Origin of the sequence: Veillonella sp. R32 (assembly GCF_010093125.1) — a bacterium.
In the GTDB taxonomy this organism is placed as follows: Bacteria; Bacillota; Negativicutes; order Veillonellales; family Veillonellaceae; genus Veillonella_A.
In genome coordinates, this window is record NZ_NMZQ01000018.1 from 1 (window position 1) to 1,026 (window position 1,026).

The window sequence follows — 1,026 nt, forward strand, 5'->3', positions numbered from 1 at the left end:
ATGACAGGAAAGGCCGTTACAGTACAAGCAGGTAACGATTTAATCATACAAAGCCTACAAGACACAGAAACTTATCGTGGTAAAAGCAGATCTACTGGGGCTAGTGTATCTGTAGGCTTAGGGGCTACGCCAACGATTAGCGGCTCTGTTACTGGAAGTAAAGGAAAAATGACTAGTGATTATGCGTCGGTGACAAATCAAGCTGGGATTTATAGTGGTGTGGACGGCGTACAAATTGAAGTAGGTAATACGACTACTTTAGAAGGGGCTGTGATTGCTAGTGAGGCTTCAGCAGATAAGAATACAATTACAACTGATACCTTACTTGCTAAAGACATAGAAAACAAAGCGGATTATAAAGCGAGTGGTTATGGTGTAGGTTTTACCTATGATAGTACTTATAAAGATGCTAAGAAACGCTATGAAGCTGGTAATTTATTGACGGCAGAAGAACGAAGTGCCTTAAATAACTTGCATAATAAAATAGGAATTATTCCTAGCTTACCAAGTGGAGCCAAAGGGTCAGATAGTTCTATAACACAGTCAGCGATTGCTAAAGGAAGCATAACGGTTCACTCTGATAATGTGGATGTGAATGAACTGAACCGTAATACAGCGGATACACTCCATACGTTGACAGCTATTTTCGATAAGAAGAAAGTAGAAGAGCGACAAGAATTAGCCAGTCTCTTTGCTAAGAATGCGTTTGAACAAATTCACTATTGGGAACCTAAGACTGACCAAGAGAAGACTGAAAAAGCTATTGTGCATGGTATAATTGCGGAAATATCAGCTCGTTTAGCTGGTACTACTGCTGGGAGTGGTTTTTATGCAGGCTTTACTAACGAAATGGTTATTAACAAACTAGCAGACATAAGCCATAATGATCCTGCCAAGATGCAATGGTTAAGTGCGGCTGTAGGAGCGGGTGTAAATGCATTGATTGGTAATGATGTACAAACAGGAGCTCGAGTGGCACAGTCGGGGACTAAGGATAATGAGTTACAACAATATTCTGGTTGGGAT

The 1,026-nt window shown here is 40.6% G+C and carries 1 protein-coding gene; it reads left to right on the top strand.

All coding sequences use genetic code 11. The features are described from left to right. Window positions 1-1,026, top strand: a 1,026-nt coding sequence (locus VER_RS04560) for a hemagglutinin repeat-containing protein (protein ID WP_202922125.1), incomplete at both ends; no start/stop codon positions are given.